Source organism: Gracilibacillus massiliensis, assembly GCF_001458115.1.
Taxonomy (GTDB): domain Bacteria; phylum Bacillota; class Bacilli; order Bacillales; family Amphibacillaceae; genus Gracilibacillus; species Gracilibacillus massiliensis.
The window spans coordinates 798433-816567 of sequence record NZ_CZRP01000012.1 but is presented as its reverse complement, the minus strand read 5'-3'; the positions used below and the strand labels follow the sequence as shown (position 1 = coordinate 816567).

At 35.9% G+C, this 18135-nt stretch carries 14 protein-coding genes; all 14 read left to right on the top strand.

Going from position 1 to position 18135, the window contains the following annotated elements; translation table 11 throughout:
- Nucleotides 1-18: 18 nt before the first annotated feature.
- The 14 genes from BN3107_RS11555 to BN3107_RS11490 all read left to right on the top strand — a co-directional run bounded on the left by BN3107_RS11555 (nucleotide 19) and on the right by BN3107_RS11490 (nucleotide 18125).
- On the top strand, nucleotides 19-1719 hold the full coding sequence (locus BN3107_RS11555) for a proline--tRNA ligase (protein ID WP_058307779.1): 1701 nt from the start codon (nucleotides 19-21) through the stop codon (nucleotides 1717-1719).
- A gap of 150 nt (nucleotides 1720-1869) precedes the next feature.
- Complete coding sequence (locus BN3107_RS11550; protein WP_058307778.1) at nucleotides 1870-6156, top strand: PolC-type DNA polymerase III; 4287 nt, start codon at nucleotides 1870-1872, stop codon at nucleotides 6154-6156.
- A 275-nt stretch (nucleotides 6157-6431) separates the two neighbouring features.
- Nucleotides 6432-6905 (top strand): ribosome maturation factor RimP, encoded by a 474-nt coding sequence (gene rimP, locus BN3107_RS11545; RefSeq protein ID WP_058307777.1) that lies wholly within the window; start codon nucleotides 6432-6434, stop codon nucleotides 6903-6905.
- A gap of 14 nt (nucleotides 6906-6919) precedes the next feature.
- Nucleotides 6920-8068 carry a transcription termination factor NusA gene (gene nusA, locus BN3107_RS11540; protein WP_058307776.1) on the top strand — a complete coding sequence of 383 codons (1149 nt, stop codon included), beginning with the start codon at nucleotides 6920-6922 and terminating at the stop codon, nucleotides 8066-8068.
- Between the two features lie 12 nt (nucleotides 8069-8080).
- Nucleotides 8081-8350: an RNase P modulator RnpM gene (rnpM, locus tag BN3107_RS11535; RefSeq protein ID WP_058307775.1), complete on the top strand. Its 270-nt coding sequence runs from the start codon at nucleotides 8081-8083 to the stop codon at nucleotides 8348-8350.
- 1 nt (nucleotide 8351) lies between these two features.
- Entirely contained in the window at nucleotides 8352-8672 is a 321-nt protein-coding gene (locus BN3107_RS11530) for a YlxQ family RNA-binding protein (RefSeq protein WP_058307774.1), read from the top strand.
- A gap of 4 nt (nucleotides 8673-8676) precedes the next feature.
- Nucleotides 8677-10758, top strand: coding sequence for a translation initiation factor IF-2 (gene infB, locus BN3107_RS11525; RefSeq protein WP_058307773.1), 2082 nt, complete (start codon nucleotides 8677-8679; stop codon nucleotides 10756-10758).
- Nucleotides 10755-11033 (top strand): DUF503 domain-containing protein, encoded by a 279-nt coding sequence (locus BN3107_RS11520; RefSeq protein WP_058307772.1) that lies wholly within the window; start codon nucleotides 10755-10757, stop codon nucleotides 11031-11033. Before infB ends, BN3107_RS11520 begins: the two co-directional genes overlap by 4 nt.
- Nucleotides 11034-11054: 21 nt before the next feature.
- Nucleotides 11055-11408: a 30S ribosome-binding factor RbfA gene (gene rbfA, locus BN3107_RS11515; RefSeq protein WP_058307771.1), complete on the top strand. Its 354-nt coding sequence runs from the start codon at nucleotides 11055-11057 to the stop codon at nucleotides 11406-11408.
- 726 nt (nucleotides 11409-12134) lie between these two features.
- Nucleotides 12135-13046 (top strand): tRNA pseudouridine(55) synthase TruB, encoded by a 912-nt coding sequence (gene truB, locus BN3107_RS11510; RefSeq protein WP_058307770.1) that lies wholly within the window; start codon nucleotides 12135-12137, stop codon nucleotides 13044-13046.
- An 11-nt stretch (nucleotides 13047-13057) separates the two neighbouring features.
- Nucleotides 13058-14002 (top strand): bifunctional riboflavin kinase/FAD synthetase, encoded by a 945-nt coding sequence (locus tag BN3107_RS11505; protein ID WP_058307769.1) that lies wholly within the window; start codon nucleotides 13058-13060, stop codon nucleotides 14000-14002.
- Nucleotides 14003-14126: 124 nt separating this feature from the next.
- Nucleotides 14127-14396, top strand: coding sequence for a 30S ribosomal protein S15 (gene rpsO, locus BN3107_RS11500; protein WP_058307768.1), 270 nt, complete (start codon nucleotides 14127-14129; stop codon nucleotides 14394-14396).
- A gap of 223 nt (nucleotides 14397-14619) precedes the next feature.
- Nucleotides 14620-16731 (top strand): polyribonucleotide nucleotidyltransferase, encoded by a 2112-nt coding sequence (gene pnp, locus BN3107_RS11495; RefSeq protein ID WP_058307767.1) that lies wholly within the window; start codon nucleotides 14620-14622, stop codon nucleotides 16729-16731.
- Nucleotides 16732-16904: 173 nt separating this feature from the next.
- Entirely contained in the window at nucleotides 16905-18125 is a 1221-nt protein-coding gene (locus BN3107_RS11490; RefSeq protein WP_058307766.1) for a M16 family metallopeptidase, read from the top strand.
- The last annotated feature ends 10 nt before the right edge of the window (nucleotides 18126-18135 follow it).

Here is an 18135-nt window from a genome sequence, read left to right as displayed (position 1 = left end):
TTGGGGTGAAAATGTAAGATGAGACATAGTCAGACGTTAATTCCAACTTTAAAAGAAACCCCTGCAGATGCTGAAATTAGAAGTCATCAACTTTTATTACGAGCAGGGTTTATTAGACAAACCGTATCAGGTGTTTATAGTTTTTTACCATTAGGAAATAAAGTGTTAAAAAATGTAGAAAAAATTGTTCGGGAAGAGATGGAAAGAGCAGGAGCAGTAGAGATGCTGATGCCAGCCTTACAGTCATCTGATCTATGGAAAAAAACAGGACGCTGGTATAAGTTAGGCTCCGAGTTAATGCGACTACATGATCGTCATGATAGAGAATTTGCTTTAGGAGCGACTCATGAAGAGGTCATTACTAGTTTAATTGGGGAAGAGGTAAAAAGTTATAAAAAGTTACCACTTAGTATCTACCAAATCCAAACGAAATTCAGAGATGAACAACGTCCGCGCTTTGGTTTATTAAGAGGTAGAGAATTTGTTATGAAAGATGCTTACACGTTTCATACTTCTCAGGATAGCTTAGATGAAGCATATGATAAAATGTTCACGGCCTATAAAAATATATTTAGCCGATGTGGTTTGAATTTCAGAGCCGTAATTGCTGATTCTGGAGCTATGGGTGGTAAAGATACCCATGAATTTATGGTTCTATCTGAAATAGGAGAAGATACGATAGCCTATTCAGATCAATCTGATTTTGCTGCCAATATCGAGATGGCACCTGTAAATGTATCGTATGAAGAAAGTAATGAAAGCTTACAGGAATTAGAATTAGTTGATACACCTGGTTATAGAACAATGAAAGAAGTTTCTGAATTCTTAGATCAACCAATTGAAAAAGGTATTAAATCATTACTTTTTAAAGTAGATGATCGATTTGTTTTAGTATTAACTCGTGGTGACCATGAAGTAAATGATATTAAGCTTAAAAATGCGCTAGGTGCATCGGAAGTTGAATTAGCATCAGAAGAGGAAACAAAACAACAATTACAAGCAGAGGTTGGTTCTATTGGACCGGTTAATGTGCCAGAAGAAATCGAAGTAATAGCAGATCATGCAGTTGCAGTAATGCGAAATGTCTATTGTGGTGCAAATCAGACGGATAAACATTATCAAAATGCAAATATTGAACGTGACATTAAAGTAGCTTCTTATGAGGATTTACGATTTATTCAAGAAGGTGATCCATCACCAGATGGTAGTGGAACAATTCAGTTTGCAAAAGGTATTGAAGTTGGACATATCTTTAAATTAGGTAAGTTTTATGCTGAGAAATTAGGAGCTCAATACTTAAATGAGCAAGGCAAACAAGAAACAATGATCATGGGTTGTTATGGAATTGGCGTATCGAGAACACTTGCTGCTATCGTCGAACAATTCAATGATGAAAATGGTATAAAATGGCCACAAGAAATAACACCATATCAAGTACATTTGATTGCGGTAAATCCTAAAAACCAAGAGCAACTAGATCTGGCTGAGCAGATATATGAGCAATTACAACAAAATGATGTCACTGTATTATTTGATGATCGTAAAGAAAGACCTGGTGTTAAATTTGCGGATAGCGATTTAATTGGGTTACCTGTTCGGATAACGGTTGGTAAGAAAGCTTCAGAAGGTATAGTAGAATGTAAGCTAAGAGAAAGTGGAGAGCAAGATGACCTTCATGTTAGTGACTTAGTTGAGAAAATATCTTCATTGATTAAATAACAAAATTCCCTTGTCTCAACTAACAGGCAAGGGAATTCAATTTATATGCTAAGTTTCGCGAGCAATGCTTGACTATGAAACTCCAAATCATTTAAAAACTCACTTAATAAGTTGTTGATTATTCGAAAAACTGTGAAAAGGAGATCGAAAATGTGTATCTCTAATAAAGAAAAATTTCAATTACTCCTGAAGCAAATCGGAATAGCTGATGATATGAAAAATAAATACCTTCAGGAGGGTTCTATAGAAAAGTTAGAAGTTTATCGGTCGAACCAAAAGTGGCATTTTCATTTTAATCTAGATAAGACGATCCCTGCTGATGTTTATCAAGTATTTATTCTAAAATTAACTGAAGCATTCTCTTCAATTGCCAAAGTATCTTGGACGATAAAAGTCGATGAACCTACTATCGATGAGAAAGAGTCAAATCAGTATTGGCAAATTTTCCTGTCTGAGCTTACAACTGATTCACCTAAGTATCGAACATTTGAGAATAAAAAACCTTTATTTAACGATAATAATATTATGTTAACTGTAAGTAATCAGATCGAGGAACAAATGAATAAAGACATTCAGTTACGATATGATCAATTTTGTATAAAGGTAGGTATACCTAAACAAATCATTCATTTGGAAATAGGCAATCAGCAAGAAGAATTAGAAAAATTTCAACAAGAAAAAGCGTTAGAAGATCGAAAAAAAGTGGAAGAAGCTTTTAAAGCGCAAGCGCAAAAAGCCAAAGAAGCAAAACCAGAAAGTCCTACTGGTCCTGTACAATTAGGTTATCCGATTAAAGAGAATGCAATCAGTATGAAAGAAATAGTAGAAGAAGAGAAAAGTGTCGTTTTCCAAGGGTATTTATTTGATGCAGACATTCGTGAATTACGATCTGGAAGACATTTATTAATTATTAAAGTAACCGATTATACAGATTCCTTTCAAATTAAAATGTTCTCAAAAGGTGATCAAGATGTCGAAAAGTTCAAGCAGTTAAAAGAAGGCATGTGGGTAAAAGCCAAGGGTATGATTCAAACCGATAATTTTTCGAATGAATTGACAATGATGGCAAAAGATATTCAACAAGTGCCTTCTGTTACTCGAGAGGATCCTGGTTTCCATGACGAAAAACGGGTCGAATTACATGCACATACGTTAATGAGTCAAATGGACGCTGTTGTATCCGCATCAAAGCTGATTGAACAAGCTGGTAAATGGGGACATAAAGCAATTGCTATCACCGACCATGCGGTTGCTCAGGCTTATCCAGAAGCATATGCAGCAGGCCAAAAACATGGTGTGAAAATCCTTTATGGGGTAGAAGCGAATGTTGTCGATGATGGTGTGCCGATTGCTTATAATGACGCAGATCGGGACTTAGCGGACGCTACCTATGTTGTTTTTGATGTGGAAACCACAGGACTATCGGCAATTTATGACACGATAATTGAACTAGCGGCAGTTAAAGTACATAACGGCGAGATTATTGATCGATATGAATCATTTGCTAATCCACATCATCCTCTGTCAGAAACGACTACCAATTTAACTGGTATAACAGACGACATGGTGAGAGATGCTCCAGAAGTAGGAGATGTCCTAAAGGAATTCCATCAATGGATGGGAGATGCCATTCTTGTAGCACATAACGCAGATTTTGATATGGGCTTTTTGAATACCGGCTTTAAACGGATCGAGTATCAAGAAGCAAGTAATCCGGTAATCGACACGTTAGAATTAGCGCGTTTACTATTTCCTGAATTAAAAAATCATCGATTAAATACGTTATGTAAAAAATTAGATATCGAATTAACCCAGCATCACCGCGCCATTTATGATGCGGAAGCAACTGGTTATTTATTGTGGAAGTTTATCAAGCTTTCTTTAGAACGTTCTATTACAAATCATAATCAATTCAATCAACATATGGGCGAAGGCAATGCTTATCAACGTTCAAGGCCTTTTCATGTGACGTTACTTGCAGTGGATCAGGAAGGGTTAAAAAACATCTATAAACTTGTCTCGTTGGCACATATCGATTATTTCTACCGTGTTCCACGAATTCCTCGGTCAAAATTACAAGAGTACCGAGAAGGTATTCTCGTTGGTACAGCTTGTGATCAAGGGGAAGTTTTCGAAACGATGATGCAAAAATCGAAAGAACAAGCGGAAAACGTAGCAAAGTTTTATGATTACATTGAAGTGCAACCAACAAGTAATTTTGTTCATTTATATGATAGAGAATTAGTACAAAACGAAGCACAGCTAATGGATATTATTCGTAATATCGTCCAATTAGCCGATGATTTAGAAAAACCTTGTGTAGCAACCGGGAATGTTCATCATTTAGAGAAAAATGATCAATTATACCGACAAATCTTAATATCATCACAAAGTGGTAACCCACTAAATCGGCAAACCTTACCTAACACTTACTTTCGAACAACTGCTGAAATGATCGAGGCATTTTCCTTTTTAGGTGAAGAGAAGGCAAAAGAAATTGTCATCACTAATCCGAATCAATTAGCAGACCGAATCGAAGAATTGAAGCCAGTTAAAGAAGATTTATATACTCCAAATATTGATGGAGCAGAAGATGAAATCAGAGAATTGAGTTATAATTTCGCGAAATCAGTATATGGTGATCCTATTCCAGAAATTGTCGAAAAAAGAGTCGAAAAAGAATTGAAAAGTATTATTGGTCATGGATTTGCCGTTATCTATCTAATTTCTCAAAAATTAGTGAAAAAATCATTAGATGACGGTTACTTAGTAGGTTCGAGGGGCTCTGTTGGTTCCTCATTAATTGCAACTTTTACCGAAATAACGGAAGTGAATCCATTACCACCTCATTATGTTTGTCCATCTTGTAAATATAGCGAATTTTTTGATGATGGTTCAGTTGGTAGTGGTTTTGACTTACCTGATAAAAACTGTCCCGAATGTCAGGAAGCAATGAAAAAAGATGGACAAGATATTCCGTTTGAGACGTTCCTAGGCTTCAAAGGGGATAAGGTACCCGATATTGACTTGAACTTTTCTGGCGAGTATCAACCAAAAGCACACAACTATACGAAAGTGTTATTTGGTGAAGACAATGTATATCGAGCAGGAACCATTGGTACCGTTGCTGAAAAAACAGCATATGGTTATGCGAAGGGTTATGCTAGTGATAAAGAATTAACGATTAAACAAGCTGAAGTTGATCGACTTGTTAAAGGTTGTACTGGTGCTAAACGTACTACAGGTCAGCACCCTGGTGGGATTATAGTTGTACCAGATGATAAGGAAATTTATGACTTTACACCGATTCAATTTCCGGCAGATGACCGGAATTCTGAATGGAAGACGACCCATTTTGATTTCCATTCGATTCACGATAATTTATTAAAGCTAGATATACTTGGTCATGATGATCCGACAATGATTCGTATGCTTCAAGATTTAAGTGGGATCGATCCACAAACCGTTCCAACCGATGATGAAGAAGTCATGAAAATATTCTCAGGTCCTGACGTTTTAGGTGTATCTGCCGATCAAATTATGTGCAAAACGGGAACATTAGGGGTACCAGAGTTTGGTACAAGATTTGTTCGCCAAATGTTAGAGGATACCAAACCAAAAACATTTGCTGAATTAGTCATCATTTCGGGATTAAGTCACGGTACCGATGTATGGTTGGGAAATGCACAGGAATTGATTAATAATGGTATCTGTGGATTACCAGATGTTATTGGTTGTCGTGACGATATTATGGTTTATCTAATGCATAAAGGGCTAGATGCGTCATTAGCATTTAAAATTATGGAGTTTGTGCGAAAAGGGAAAGGTTTAGACCCAGAGTGGATTGAAGAGATGAAAAAACATGATGTCCCTGATTGGTATATCGATTCATGTAAAAAAATTAAATATATGTTCCCGAAAGCACACGCAGCTGCATATGTGTTAATGGCTATACGAATTGCTTATTTTAAAGTCCATTATCCACTTTATTTTTATGCTTCTTATTTCACTGTAAGAGCAGATGACTTTGAGTTAGATACGATGGTAAAAGGTTCTGAAGCAATTCGACTGCGCATTAAGGAAATCCTTGATAAAGGAAATGACGCACCACCGAAAGAAAAAAGTTTACTTACTGTTTTAGAGATTGCCTTAGAAATGAATGAACGCGGTTTTCATTTTCAAAAGGTTGATTTATACAGGTCGACCGCAACAGAGTTTTTAGTGGATGGGGATAGTTTAATACCGCCATTCAATGCTGTCGATGGTTTAGGTACTAACGCAGCGATTAACATCGAAAAGGCGCGGGAGGATGGAGAATTCCTTTCAAAAGAAGATTTAAGAGAACGAAGTAGAATCTCCAAAACGGTCTTAGAATATTTAGATCAGCATGGATGTTTAGAAGGAATGGCCGACAAAAACCAACTATCGTTGTTTTAATTTGTGAAGAATCCATTAAATTCCTTGCATTATTTCGTAATTCATGCTATATTTTATACAGATTTCATTTGATGCGGACGAAAAAAGAGTGGGGATACCCACTCTTTCTTCTTACCTATCAACGTTGCAACGATATAGGGTTTTGATAAATCCCTTGCCATTCATGGCAAGGGATTTATCATTCCATTTCCCAAGTACATAGTTATAGATGTGTATCAACCAGCAATTATGGGAAATATATCTTAAAGTGTGTAAGCAGTAGAGGAGGTATCAAGATGTCACACAAAGTCACAGAACAAACAGAAGAATTAGTCCGACCGATCTTAGATAAACTTTCATTAGAACTGGTTGATGTTGTTTTTGAAAAAGAAGGCCCTAATTGGTTTCTGAGAGTATATATCGATAAAGAAGGCGGAGTAGATATAGAGGAATGTGGTCAAGTCTCCGAGCAACTAAGTGCAAAATTAGACGAAGCAGACCCGGTAACTGATGCCTATTTTTTAGAAGTTTCTTCACCAGGAGTGGAAAGACCTCTCAAAAAGGAAACTGATTTTGAGTCTAATATCGGTAAACATGTTTATATCAAATTATATGAACCGATTAGTGGAGAAAAAGAATTTACAGGAGACTTAATCGATTTTAAGGACGGTTATGCGAATATCCGATATAAGGATAAAGCGAAACAGAAAGAAATTGAAATTCCGTTTAAGAAAATAGCGAAAGCTCGTTTAGCTGTTACTTTTGATTAAAGGGGGAAAAATTTGTGAACAGAGAATTGTTCGATGCAATGGATTATTTAGAAAAGGAAAAAGGAATCAATAAAGAAGTATTGATGGAAGCTTTAGAAGCTGCACTTATTTCCGCTTATAAGAAAAATTTTAAATCAGCGACAAATGTACGTGTTGATTTAAATGCCGAATCAGGTACGATGGGTGTATTTGCGCAAAAAGAAATAGTGGAAGAAGTAGATGATCATAATCAGCACATGTCAATCGAAGAAGCACATACCATCAATCCTGCTTATGAGATTGGTGACGTAGTGGAAATCGAAGTTACACCTAGAGATTTTGGGCGAATTGCCGCACAAGCAGCTAAACAAGTGGTGACTCAACGTGTACGTGAAGCAGAACGTGGTATTATTTTTAATGAGTATATTGATCGTGAAGAAGATATCATGAACGGAACGATCCAACGTATGGATGGCAGATTTATATATGTCAATCTAGGTAAAGTAGAAGCAAAATTACCTGAGTCTGAATGTATGCCCACTGAAACATATAACGTACATGATAGAATTAAAGTGTATGTAACGAAAGTAGAGAATACAAATAAAGGTCCGAATATTTTCGTCTCAAGAACACATCCAGGATTATTAAAGCGATTATTCGAAATGGAAGTTCCAGAAATTTATGACGGTACTGTGGAAGTAAAGTCTGTCGCTCGTGAAGCAGGAGACCGCTCGAAAATCTCTGTCCATGCTGAAGATCCAGAAATTGATCCAGTTGGTTCATGCGTTGGGCAAAAAGGTCAGCGTGTTCAAACCATAGTTGACGAATTAAAAGGTGAAAAAATAGACATTGTTGAATGGTCCGAAGATCCAGTAGTCTATGTGTCCAATGCACTTAGTCCTTCAAAAGTAGTTCAAGTAAAAGTCGATGAAGAAGAAAAAGCAACTACCGTCATTGTACCTGACTATCAGCTTTCACTTGCTATTGGTAAGCGTGGACAGAATGCCAGGCTAGCAGCCAAATTAACGGGTTGGAAAATAGACATTAAAAGTGAAACAGAAGCAAAAGAAGAAGGATTAATCACTGAAGAAGAAATACAAGACAGTTTAGAAGAGCTTGAATATGAGGATAACTTAGATTATGAAGATTCCTACGAAGATATGGATGAAGATCTGTTTAAGTAAGGAGGAATTCATATGACTAAAAAACGAAAAATCCCATTAAGAAAATGTATAGTAAGTCAAGAAATGATGCCAAAGCAATCTTTAATTCGAGTGGTGAAAACAAAAGAAGGCGAAATTTTTGTAGATCCTACTGGCAAAAAAAATGGTCGCGGTGCCTATGTTTCAAAAGACTTAAAGGTAGTCGACCAAGCTGAGAAGAATGGTGCATTAGAAAAACAGCTTGAAATGAAAATTCCAGAAACGATCTACCAGGATTTAAGAAAACAGATTGAAGGCGAATAATATGGCAAGTAATAAAGCCTATTTAAATATTATTGGATTAGCAAATCGTGCTGGAAAATGCACGTTCGGTGAAGAATTAATTGTAAAAGAAATTCAATCCAAAAAGTCTAAAGTAGTATTAATTGCTAGTGATATAGGCGATCAGACACGCAAGAAATTAACGGATAAATGTACGTATTATAATATTCCTTATTTCTTTGTGGATGAGCGTGAAACACTGTCACAAGCAGTTGGCAAGTCAGGTCGTGTAGCAGTATCAATTCATGAGCATGGATTTGCGAAGAAATTGATGACATTACTTGATGAAAATAATCGGGGGTGAACGTATGTCAAAAATACGAGTATATGAATATGCAAAGCAAGTTAACAAATCAAGTAAAGAAATTATCAATAAACTAAAAGAGTTGGAACTACCAGTATCTAATCACATGTCAACACTTTCAGATGATATGAAAGCGAAATTGGATCAATCTTTTCAACCTAAACAAAAGGAACAAACACAAAAAAATCAAGGATCTACTAACCAAAAAAATAAACCTAAACACAATCCTAAACAAAATAATAATCTGAAAAAGCAGAATAATAATAAACAACAAAATAAACCAAAAGAAAATCAGCAAGAAGCCAAAAAACCAGAAAAAGTACAACCAAAAGAGCCGAGTAAAATCACTTATTCAGGAACATTAACCGTAACTGAGTTAGCAGATAAATTAAACAAAGAAACAAATGAAATTATTAAAAAACTATTGTTCTTAGGTGTTATGGCAACCAAAAACCAAGACCTTGATGAGGATGCTTTGGAATTAATTTGTGGTGAGTACGGAGTAGAAGTAGAACAAGAAGTGGAAGTAGATAAAGCTGATCTTTCTACTTATATTGAAGAAGAAAATGCGGATAAATTGAAAGAACGCCCACCAGTTGTAACCATTATGGGTCATGTAGACCACGGTAAAACTACATTATTAGACTCAATTCGTCATACGAAGGTAACAGCAGGTGAAGCTGGAGGTATTACACAGCATATCGGCGCATATCAAGTAAGAGAAAATGACAAAAAAGTTACTTTCCTTGATACACCAGGTCACGCAGCATTTACTAGTATGCGTTCACGTGGTGCACAAGTAACAGATATTGCTATCTTAGTCGTTGCAGCGGATGATGGCGTTATGCCGCAAACGATTGAGGCTATTAATCATGCGAAAGCAGCTGAAGTACCAATCATCGTTGCAGTCAACAAAATGGATAAAGAAGGCGCTAATCCAGATCGTGTTATGCAAGAGCTAACAGAATATGAACTTGTACCTGAAGACTGGGGTGGCGAAACCATTTTCGTACAATTGTCTGCACTTAAAGGTGAAGGTATTGACGATTTATTAGAGATGATCTTGTTAGTAGCAGAAGTAGAAGAACTCAAGGCAAACGCAGACCGTCGTGCAAATGGTACCGTAATTGAAGCACAATTAGATAAAGGTCGCGGTTCTGTTGCATCATTATTAGTACAAAATGGTACACTAAAAGTAGGGGACCCAATTGTAGTTGGACATACGTTTGGTCGTGTCCGTGCAATGGTTAATGATTTAGGTAAACGTATTAAATCAGCTGGCCCTTCTACTCCTGTAGAGATTACAGGTCTAAATGATGTACCACAAGCAGGGGATCAGTTTGTTGTCTTTAAAGATGAGAAGCAAGCTCGCCAAATCGGTGAAATGAGACAACAAAAACAGATTGAAGAAAAACGTGGTAGTCAGTCACGTGTTAGTTTAGATGATTTATTCGAACAAATTAAACAAGGTGAAATTAAAGATATTAACGTCATTCTTAAAGCAGATGTACAAGGTTCAGTAGAAGCTTTAGCTGCATCCTTAAAGAAGATTGATGTAGAAGGTGTTAAAGTTAATATCATTCACACTGGCGCAGGTGCGATCAAAGAATCTGATATTATCTTAGCTTCTGCTTCTAATGCAGTTGTTATCGGATTTAATGTAAGACCTGACAACAATGCGAAAAAAGCAGCAGAATCTGAGAAAGTTGATATCCGCTTGCATCGTGTTATCTACAAAGCAATTGAAGAAGTAGAAGCAGCGATGAAAGGTATGTTAGATCCAGAATTTGAAGAAAAAGTAATCGGCCAAGTAGAAGTAAGAGAAATATTCAAAGTTTCCAAAATTGGTACAATTGCTGGTGCATATGTAACAGATGGTAAAGTAACCAGAGATGCAGGTATTCGTTTAATTCGTGATGGTGTTGTTATTTATGAGGGTGAGATTGACACACTAAAACGTTTCAAAGATGATGTGAAAGAAGTCGCGCAAAATTATGAATGTGGTATAACCATTAAAAATTATAATGATATTAAAGAAGGCGACGTAATTGAAGCGTATGTGATGCAGGAAATTGAAGTGAAATGATCACGTATGCCGAAGTAGAAATCTTTTTGTATGAATGTCATTCGTTAAAAGATAAGCGATCGATATTAAAAAGATTAAAAAATCTTCTAACAAAAGACTTAAATATTGCCATATCAGAATTAGATTTTCAAGATTTGTGGCAACGATCTAAATTAGGCATTGTAACGGTTTCTGAATCACGTGAGATTGCTGAGCAAGTGATCCAACAAGCACTTGAAGTGATCGATTCATTTACGGAAATAGAAAGAACAATCACAAATGTAGAGATAAGATAGCGTTGGAAAGAGGTGATATAGATGAGTGAATTACGCTCTAATCGAGTCGCCGAACAAATGAAAAAAGAGCTTGGTGATATTATTTCTCGTAAAATCAAGGATCCAAGGGTTGGTTTTGTTACGATCACGGATGTAGAGGTAACGGGAGATCTACAACAAGCAAAAGTATTTATTTCCGTTCTAGGTGATGAAAATAAAAGACAAGAGACATTAATTGGTCTGGCTAAAGCAAAAGGATTTATTCGTTCTGAGATTGGAAAACGAATCCGTTTAAGAAAAACACCGGAATTAATGTTTGATTTTGATGAAACAATTGAACGAGGAAATCGTATTGAGCATATTTTGAGAGATCTAAATGACACAAATGAGAAATAAGTATGGATAAGAGGCTGGAACAGATATATTTTGTAGTGACTAAAAATCCAAACGATTATTCGATTTAGACATCGATATGTCGTTTGGATTTTCATGCATATAAAGAGCATTGTACACAATAGCTGATGTGGTTATTTTGAAATTGATTTAACTGGTTAAAAACCGCTACGGCTGTCCACTTCCCTTTCCGCGGGTTTTTCTCCTCAGCTAACTTTGGTAAGCAAAGATCACTTACCAAAGTGGATCTTCGGATAAAAACATCCCGCAGGAGTGGAAGCGGACACCTTCGCTATGAATAGATGCTACAACGATTGTGAGATTTATCATTTTGAATTTTCTAATAGTATTTCATTTAAATGAAGAGAAAAAATCATTATATCAACTCTTGCATTCATTGTAGAACTATACTTAGCGTAGGCGTCCACTTCGACTCCTGGGGGATTAGCATGATCTGAAGATCCACTTTGAAAAGTGTTTTTCTTTTCAAAGTTAGCTGAAGAGCATGCCCCCCGGAAAGCGAAGTGGGCAAGCCGAAGCGGTTGTTAAGCCACATAGTTTCTGTCAAAATTGTCTCATAATTTAGTGCAGATTGTCCTTATATTGAGTAATGAAATATTCGTGTTTGAAGGTTTTTAAAATCGCATGTTTTGGTTCTTCTGAGGGGGAATAATGAAAAAAGTTTGTGGTTTATTTAATATGTAATGATTGGTGGAAGGAGGATGTTCGATGGATGGGATATTACCATTATGGAAAGAAAAAGGGATGACGTCACATGATTGTGTCTTTAAGGTGAGGAAAATGCTTCAGACAAAAAAGGTAGGTCACACTGGCACGTTAGATCCAGAAGTTGAAGGTGTTTTACCACTTTGTATTGGTGAAGCGACTAAAATCGTTCCATTTCTTACCGATACTTCTAAAACATATCGAGCAACTGCTTTATTAGGGTATTCTACCGATACAGAAGATCAAACAGGCATAAAAAAGGAAGAAACACCAATACAGTCAGCTTTTTCACCTGAAGAAATAAAAAAAGAACTAAAGAGTTTTGAAGGAGAGACTACTCAACAAGTCCCTCTATATTCAGCTGTAAAAGTAAATGGAAAAAAGCTTTATGAATATGCGCGTGCAAATGAACCGGTAACAAGACCTTTTCGACAAATTCAGATACACAATATTCGTTTTTTATCGACTACATATGATAAAGTAAATAAGACACAACGAATTGATTTTGATGTTTCGTGTTCAAAAGGGACATATATTCGCACGTTATGCTTAGATATTGGTAAAGCATTAGGGTATCCTGCGCATATGTCGGCATTAGTTCGAACAGCAACTGGAGATTTTTACGAAAATGATACAATTACACTTAATCAGTTGCAAGATATAATAGATAGAGAGCAATCGATACCACTTTTAGACATTGATCAGGGATTACCACATTTAGATAGCTTAGATGTTGACAATGAAACGATGCGCAAAGTTTCTTATGGGCAAAAGCTACCGTTACCTAATCCAATACCTAAAACAAAATTCTTTCGGATTCTTTTTCAAAAACAAGTTATTGCGATTTATCAAATGCATGATAATAGACAAGAAATAAAGCCAGCCCGTGTATTTAGATTTGATGACAGAAAGTAGGTGACTTACAGATGGAAGTACACTCACTTGTGTATCCGCACCATTTAACCAAAGAAAAACAACTTAATACAGCTGCTGCGATTGGTTTTTTTGATGGGGTCCACTTGGGACATCAAGCCGTTATTGAACGAGCCATTAGAATCGCTAAAAAGACTGAAAAAAAATCAGCAGTAATTACCTTTGATCCACATCCATCTGTCGTTTTACAAAACAAACAAGATACAGTTCGGTATATTACGCCAATTGAAGAAAAAATTAAACAGATTGAATCATTGGGAGTAGATTACCTTTATATAATTCGTTTTGATAAACAACTAGCTAATCTATCACCAAAAGCATTTATCGAGCATTTTATTGAAGCTATCCATATTACTCATATAGTGGCCGGCTTTGATTTTACTTTTGGTCATAAAGGTTCAGGAAATATGGATAATATTCATGATTTAATTAATGATGAAACAGAAGTGACTACTGTAGGTCGTTTAGATTTGAACAACGAAAAAATAAGTTCGACTAGAATTAGAAAAGCTTTAGGACAAGGTGAAATTGAAGAAGCTGAACGTTTACTTGGAAGGCCATACTCATTAACAGGCGAGGTTATCCACGGCGACAAGCGTGGGCGAACAATTGGTTATCCTACTGCAAATATCAAAATTGAAGACTACTATTACTTACCACGGATCGGTGTTTACGCTGTGGAGATTTTGGTTGGTACTAGTGTATATTATGGTATGGCTAATCTAGGATATAACCCAACGTTTTCAGATGATCGAGAAAACACGAAATTAGAAGTACACATTTTTAATTTTGATGAAAATATTTATGGTGAGAAAGTAATGGTCTATTGGAGAAAATATATCCGGGATGAAGAAAAATTTTCAGGGGTAGAGGAACTTATTGACAAATTAACAGAAGATGAAGTGAAATCACGACAATTTTTTTCAATAAATGATTAATACTACTTGCATTTCAACTCGAAAAGTTGTAATCTTTTATGTGGGAACCATCTACTTGGCAATTTGATTTCTCCGTCGATTGCTAGGGGATTGGTGTTTCACGATATTTTAGGAGGTGAACAGGATGGCTATCACTCAAGAGCGTAAAAATGAAATCATTGGTGAATACAAAACACATGAGAACGATACTGGTTCGCCAGAAGTTCAAATTGCTGTCCTTACAGAGGAAATCAATAATTTGAATAACCACTTACGTATTCATAAAAAAGATCACCATTCACGTCGTGGTCTGTTGAAAATGGTTGGTAAACGTCGTAACTTATTGAACTATTTACGTAACAATGACGTTGCACGTTACCGTACGTTAATTCAAAAATTAGGTTTACGTCGATAAACTACTTTAAAAGCGGGAGAGATCCCGCTTTTTCTGTATGTAAAAATCCGAATAATTCAGCAATAAAAACGTGTTAAATTGATTAATTCCATGCAAATTAGAAAATACTAATATTATCTAAAATTGTATTTAAATAAATGGAACTAGTTACATATGAGGAAACAACGTGCTAAAATAAGGAATAGTGATGGACAAGCACAGTTGTTTTGAGAGGAGTACTATAATGGTAGAAGAAAAAAAAGTATTTTCAACAGAAATTGCCGGCCAACCTTTCCGTGTTGAAATCGGTGAATTGGCAAAACAGGCAAATGGTGCATGTATGGTGCATTATGGTGACACTGCAGTATTAGCAACTGCAACAGCGTCAAAAGAACCAAAAGACTTACCGTTCTTTCCACTAACCGTTAATTATGAAGAACGATTATATGCGGTAGGTAAAATTCCTGGTGGTTTTATTAAAAGAGAAGGTAGACCAAGTGAAAAAGCGGTATTGACTTCTAGATTAATTGACCGTCCTATTCGCCCATTGTTCCCTGATGGCTTTCGTAACGAAGTTCAGGTTATAAGTACGGTAATGAGTGTCGATCAAAATTTACCTTCAGAAATTGCAGCAATGATTGGATCTTCTATTGCACTAAGTGTTTCTGATATTCCATTCGGTGGACCAATTGCTGGTGTAGTCGTGGGTAGAGTAGATGGCAAATTTGTAGTGAATCCAACATTAGAAGAACGTGAAAAAAGTGATATTGATTTAACAGTGGCAGGAACAAAAGACGCAATTAACATGGTGGAAGCAGGAGCGAACGAAGTTCCAGAAGAAATTATGTTAGAAGCTATTATGTTTGGTCACGAAGAAATTATACGCTTAATTGAATTTCAAGAAGAAATTATTCAAGCGGTTCAAGTAGAAAAAATGGACATTAAATTATTTGAATTAGATCAAGCTGTTGTTACGGAAGTGGAAAACGTAGCAAAAGAAGACTTAGTAAAAGCAATTCAAGTCTTTGAAAAAAGTGCTCGTGAAGAAGCGATCAATCAGGTTAAAAAAGATGTAATCGCGAAATATGAAGAAGCAGAAGCAGATGAGGACAAGCTTAAACAAGTAGCAAATGTTTTAGATAAGATTGTTAAAGAAGAAGTGCGTCGTCTGATTACGAAAGAGAAAGTTCGTCCAGATGGAAGAAAAATTGATGAAATCAGACCACTCTCATCTCGTATCGGTGTTTTACCACGTACACATGGTTCAGGATTATTTACTCGTGGACAAACACAAGCTTTAAGTATTTGTACCTTAGGTGCTCTCGGCGATGTGCAAATTTTAGATGGACTGGATGCAGAAGAATCAAAACGTTTTATGCACCACTATAACTTCCCATCCTTTAGTGTTGGGGAAACAGGACCAATAAGAGGACCTGGACGTCGTGAAATCGGACATGGGGCATTAGGAGAGCGTGCATTAGAAAAAGTAGTGCCAGACGAGAAGGAATTCCCTTACACGATTCGACTCGTTTCAGAAGTATTAGAATCAAACGGTTCTACCTCACAAGCTAGTATTTGTGCAAGTACGTTAGCAATGATGGATGCAGGTGTTCCAATTAAAGCACCGGTAGCGGGTATTGCAATGGGTCTTGTCAAATCAGGTGAAGATTATTCGATTCTAAGTGATATTCAAGGTATGGAAGATTTCTTAGGGGATATGGACTTTAAAGTAGCAGGTACTGAAAATGGTGTTACTGCCCTTCAAATGGATATAAAAATTGAAGGTTTATCACGTGAAATCTTAGAAGAAGCCTTATTACAAGCGAAAAAGGGAAGAATGCATATTCTTTCACACATGTTAGAAACGATAAAAGAACCGAAAGTAGAGCTTTCAAATTATGCTCCTAAAATTTTAACAATGGATATTAAACCTGATAAAATTCGTGATGTGATTGGACCAAGTGGTAAACAAATCAACCAAATCATCGAAGAAACAGGCGTTAAAATTGACATTGAGCAAGATGGACATGTCTTTATTTCTTCTATAGATAGTGAAATGAATAAAAAAGCACAAAAATTAATTGAAGAAATTGTTCGTGAAGTTGAACCAGGCCAAATGTATCTTGGTACAGTCAAACGAATTGAAAAATTTGGTGCTTTTGTTGAACTTTTCAAAGGAAAAGATGGACTTGTTCACATTTCTGAACTTGCGGAAGAAAGAACTAACAAGGTAGAAGATGTTGTTTCAATTGGTGATCAAATTATGGTTAAAGTAAAAGAAATTGATCGCCAGGGAAGAGTAAATCTTTCTCGAAAAGCTGTACTTCTTGACCAGAAAGAAAAAGAAAATAAGTAATTCAAAAAGAAGCTGGATACCCAGTTTCTTTTTTATACGTTAAGAAAGCATAAAATTTTAGAAATGAAATAGTTCGACGAAGGTAAAATGTTGAATGTTCAAAGTATAAGAAATTCTGCGGTGCAGTAAGAAGTTTTTTTAAAAAAGAAGTTATATACTAGGAGGACTGTTTTTTGTTACATCGTAAAGAATGTCAAAATGGAATGCGAATCGTATTAGAAGAAATCAATACAGTGCGCTCGGTAACGATTGGAATATGGATAAAAACCGGATCGCGGGACGAAACAGCAGAGCAAAACGGCATATCTCATTTTATCGAGCATATGTTATTTAAAGGAACCAAAAATCGCTCTCCTCAAGAAATAGCGGAAGCTTTTGACGGTATTGGAGGAGAGATTAATGCGTTCACTTCGAAAGAATATACCTGCTATTATGCCAAAGTGCTTGATTCCCATAAAGAACTTGCAATAGAAATACTTTCTGATATGTTACTACATTCCACCTTTGACCCAATAGAAATGGAACGAGAGAAAAATGTTGTGTTAGAAGAAATTAATATGACAGAAGATACACCTGACGATATTATTCATGATTTATTAGCGGAAGCAGCATATAAATCAAATACTTTAGCAAGGCCAATTTTGGGTTCGAAAACAACTGTTGCTCAATTGAAACAAGAAGATTTACTAAAATATCAAAAAGAACACTATATCCCTTCAAACATAGTTGTTTCCATTGCAGGTAATGTGCAAGACGACTTTATTAAGACAGTAGAACATTTTCTATCCATCAATACTCATAGTAGTCATCCGTCGAAGAATGAAGCTGAAAAGCCTATATTTTATTCAAATCACGTCTCACAAACCAAAGAAACGGAACAAGCTCATATTTGTTTAGGGTTTGAGGGAGTGGGTATTGAAGATGATCAGATTTATCCAATGATGATGGTTAATAATGTCTTAGGTGGTAGTATGAGTTCTCGTTTATTTCAAGAAGTTAGAGAGAAAGACGGTATGGCTTATTCTATTTTCTCCTACCATAGTTCGTTTTTAGATAGTGGAATATTAACCATTTATGCTGGTACATCGAAACATCAATTAGCGTCAGTTCGTGAAAAAATAGATAAAATTGTACAACAATTGCATTCTGAAGGATTTACGGAAAAAGAGTGGGAGAACAGCAAAGAACAATTAAAAGGTTTATATATGTTAAGTCTTGAAAGTACCAATAGTAAAATGAGCCGTAACGCTAGAAATGAGTTGCTTTTACATGAACATCCTTCACTAGATGATATTATGCAAAAAATAGATAAGGTAACTCCAAATGATATAAATAGTGTTTTAGAGTTATTAAATACGGATAAATCAGCATCAGCCATTATTGCCCCTAACTAAGAAAATGGAG

Excerpts from the sequence above, each read along its gene's own strand:
- BN3107_RS11555 (WP_058307779.1), top strand. The coding sequence starts at position 19 with ATGAGACATAGTCAGACGTTAATTCCAACTTTAAAAGAAACCCCTGCA.
- BN3107_RS11550 (WP_058307778.1), top strand. The coding sequence starts at position 1,870 with ATGTGTATCTCTAATAAAGAAAAATTTCAATTACTCCTGAAGCAAATC.
- rimP (WP_058307777.1), top strand. The coding sequence starts at position 6,432 with ATGTCACACAAAGTCACAGAACAAACAGAAGAATTAGTCCGACCGATC.
- rnpM (WP_058307775.1), top strand. The coding sequence starts at position 8,081 with ATGACTAAAAAACGAAAAATCCCATTAAGAAAATGTATAGTAAGTCAA.
- BN3107_RS11530 (WP_058307774.1), top strand. The coding sequence starts at position 8,352 with ATGGCAAGTAATAAAGCCTATTTAAATATTATTGGATTAGCAAATCGT.
- infB (WP_058307773.1), top strand. The coding sequence starts at position 8,677 with ATGTCAAAAATACGAGTATATGAATATGCAAAGCAAGTTAACAAATCA.
- BN3107_RS11520 (WP_058307772.1), top strand. The coding sequence starts at position 10,755 with ATGATCACGTATGCCGAAGTAGAAATCTTTTTGTATGAATGTCATTCG.
- rbfA (WP_058307771.1), top strand. The coding sequence starts at position 11,055 with ATGAGTGAATTACGCTCTAATCGAGTCGCCGAACAAATGAAAAAAGAG.
- truB (WP_058307770.1), top strand. The coding sequence starts at position 12,135 with ATGGATGGGATATTACCATTATGGAAAGAAAAAGGGATGACGTCACAT.
- BN3107_RS11505 (WP_058307769.1), top strand. The coding sequence starts at position 13,058 with ATGGAAGTACACTCACTTGTGTATCCGCACCATTTAACCAAAGAAAAA.
- rpsO (WP_058307768.1), top strand. The coding sequence starts at position 14,127 with ATGGCTATCACTCAAGAGCGTAAAAATGAAATCATTGGTGAATACAAA.
- pnp (WP_058307767.1), top strand. The coding sequence starts at position 14,620 with ATGGTAGAAGAAAAAAAAGTATTTTCAACAGAAATTGCCGGCCAACCT.